Source organism: Delftia sp. ZNC0008 (genome assembly GCF_000799035.1).
Lineage (GTDB): Bacteria > Pseudomonadota > Gammaproteobacteria > Burkholderiales > Burkholderiaceae_C > Comamonas > Comamonas tsuruhatensis.
On record NZ_JTKZ01000392.1, the window covers coordinates 1 to 2,929 of the forward strand.

3 protein-coding genes and 1 pseudogene are annotated in these 2,929 nt (G+C 69.8%); 1 reads left to right on the plus strand and 3 read right to left on the minus strand.

Annotation, left to right across the window (positions count from 1 at the left end; all coding sequences use genetic code 11):
* The 3 genes and pseudogenes from L995_RS13155 to L995_RS13165 form a co-directional block, all read right to left on the minus strand.
* Positions 1-180, minus strand: a pseudogene (locus tag L995_RS13155) (hypothetical protein); the annotation flags it as partial.
* Between the two features lie 11 nt (positions 181-191).
* Entirely contained in the window at positions 192-752 is a 561-nt protein-coding gene (locus L995_RS13160; RefSeq protein WP_047472170.1) for an RNA polymerase sigma factor, read from the minus strand.
* A 98-nt stretch (positions 753-850) separates the two neighbouring features.
* Positions 851-1,861, minus strand: coding sequence for an AraC family transcriptional regulator (locus L995_RS13165; RefSeq protein WP_047472171.1), 1,011 nt, complete (start codon positions 1,859-1,861; stop codon positions 851-853).
* 65 nt (positions 1,862-1,926) lie between these two features.
* Here L995_RS13165 and L995_RS13170 point away from each other — a divergent pair.
* A partial coding sequence (locus L995_RS13170; RefSeq protein ID WP_047472172.1) for an MFS transporter occupies positions 1,927-2,929 on the plus strand: 1,003 nt, incomplete at its 3' end.

Genomic DNA, 2,929 nt, shown 5'->3' on the forward strand with positions numbered 1-2,929 from the left:
CGAGCTGCCCACCAGCAGCGCGGCGATCAGCCGGCGCACGCCGCTGCGCGCATGCCAGGGCGTGTGGCGCAGCAGATGGGCGGGCGGCTCGCCGTGCGGCCCGGGGTCGAAGGCCAGGGCCAGTTCGGCGCGTGCGCGCAGGTCGAAGGCCGATTCGTCGGTCGTGTCCGGGGCAGTCATTTCAAGCCTTGCTATCGGGTGGCGCGCAGCGGGGTGGGGCGCAGCGGGATCACGCTGGCAGTCTCTGGAGCAGGCGCCGGGGCGGCCTGCTCCAGGGCCGCCTTCAGCGCATCGCGGGCGCGTGACAGGCGCGACAGCACCGTGCCCGGCGCAATGTCCAGGGCCTCGGCCATCTGGGCCGTGGGCATGTCGTCGAAGTAATAGAGCACCAGCACTTCGCGGTGGATGGGGGCGATGCGCGACAGCGCCTTGACCACGTCGAGCCGGTCATCCAGCGCCGAAGGCGAGGGGGAGGGGGCGGGATGCTGGTCCAGCGCCTCGTCATCGCTGACCAGATGGGCCGATGGCGCAAGGTGCCGGAAGGCATGGCGGCGCATGATCTGGAACAGCCAGGCCCGCGCCATTGCGGCCTCGCGCAGCTGGTGGCGAAAGCGCCAGGCGCTGGTGAAGCAGTCCTGCACCACGTCCTCGGCCAGCGCGCGCGAGCCGGTCAGCGCCCAGGCGCTGCGCAGCAGGAATCGGTAGTGCTCGCGCACCCACTGGTTGTAGCGCGACTCGGCGGTGGAGATCATGCGGCATAAGAGCACGCAGGGCGCCGCCCTATTCCATGGGCTGGCCTTAGGCAAACCCTATATCGGATCAGCTATCGCGAAGAGGAGGTGGTTCCCAGTCATTCCCTGGTCGGCCGCGATACAGCGCCTGATCCGACCCTGTGGGCAGCGGAGCCGGCCTGCTGCCCGAAGAACCGTGCCGGAGGCATGCCCACCGTGCGGTGCACCATGGCGCTGAAGGCGCTGGGGCTGTATCCCAGCTCGGCCGCGATCTGCTGTATGGGAAGGCCGCGCGCGGCCAGGCTCAGGCCGTGGGCCAGCACGACTTGCTGGCGCCAGGTGGTGAAGCTGCAGCCCAGCTGCTGCTGGAACAGCCGGGCCACGGTGCGCGGGCTGGCGCCGGTGTCTGCCGCCCAGTCGGCCAGGCTCTCGTGCTGGGTGGGGTCGGCCACGACGGCCTCGCAGAGCATGCGCAGCCGCTTGTCCTGGGGCATGTTCACGCCAAGGTGGACTTCGCTGGCGCGGCGCAGTTCTTCCAGCAGCAGGGCGCTCAGATGGTGCTCGCGCTGCAGGGTGGCGGCGTCCGGTGCGGGCTGGTCATCGCTTTGCTTGGGCAGGGCCGTGATCAGCTCGCGCATCAGCGGCGAAACCTCCAGCACGCGGCAGCGTGCCCAGTCCTGCGGGTTGCAGGCCACGCCGCAGGACGGGAGGTCCGGCAGTACGGGGCCCTGGGCCGGATCGTCCTGCAGCACGTAGATGGAGACGAGATCGGCTTCCTCGACCATGGCCACGGCGTGGACCAGGCCGGGCGGAATCCACACGGCCTTGGAGGGTGGGGCGATCAGCGTGCCCTGGGGGGCCGACAGGTGCAGCACGCCGTCCAGCGAGATGGCGATCTGTGCCCAGCTGTGGCTGTGCGGTATGACGCGCGTGCGTGCCGACAGGCGATGCTGCTTGGCGCGCACGGGGCGCTGGGGCGTGGGCACGAACAGGTGCGGATGCAGGGCCTCCACCGGCTCCATCGGCCGGGCCCTGCGCACCGACCGCAGTGCGGCTGCGGGGCAGGTGCTGGGCAGGGTGTCGGCAAGAGTGTCGGCAGGGGTGCCGGGCGTGGAGACAGGCTTTGGCATGTTTGCGATAGAAGTTGGCAGACTATCGCATACAAGACGAAACGCTGCTGCCTAAGATGCGGCCCATGACCGCCTCTTCCTCTTCCATGCCGGACGCCGTGGCGCCGGACCCGCTGCGCAGCGATGTGCGCACCATCGGCCTGATCGGCCTGGCGCATGGTTCCTCGCATTTCTTCCACCTGCTGCTGCCGCCGCTGTTTCCGTGGCTGATCGCCGAGTTCGGCTACAGCTATGCCGAACTCAGCGTGATGGTGTCGCTGTTCTTCGTGGTCTCCGGCGTGGGACAGGCCATGGCCGGCTTTGCCGTGGACCGCTTCGGCGCGCGCCCCATTCTGTTTGCGGCGCTGGGCAGCTTCACCGTGGCGGGCGTGGTCGCCAGCCTGGCGCAGGGCTATGGAATGCTGCTGCTGGCGGCCTTCTTCGCGGGCCTGGGCAATGCGCCCTTCCACCCGGTGGACTTCACCATTCTCAACAAGCGCGTGTCGGCCAAGCGCATCGGCCATGCGTTCTCGGTGCACGGCCTGTCGGGCAATATCGGCTGGGCGCTGGCGCCGCTGTTCATGGCGGGCATCACCACGGCCACGGGCTCGTGGCGCCTGGCCTGCCTGTGCGGCGCGGCCCTGGCCGCCGTCATCCTCACCATCATGGTGCTCAACCGCGAGGCGCTGGACGACCGTGCGGCCGATGCCCAGGCCCCCGCGGCGCGCGCCGCTGCGGCCGCCGTGCCGCAGGAGCATCCCATGGCCTTCCTGAAGCTGCCCTCGGTCTGGCTGTGCTTCTCGTTTTTCTTCTGGAGCACCTGCGCGCTCAGCGCCATCCAGAGCTTTGCCAGCCCCGCCATGCAGTCCATGTACGGACTGCCGCTGAGCGTGACGGCGCTGATCGTCACGGGCTACATGCTCTGCGGCGCGGCAGGCATGCTGGCCGGCGGCTTCCTCGTGGGCCGCGTGCAGCGGCTGGAGAAGGTGATCTCCATCTGCATGCTGGGCTCGGGTGTTGCGCTGTTCCTGGTCGGCACGGGCTGGCTGCCGGCCATGGCGGCCGTGGCCGTGGCCTCCATCGCGGGCC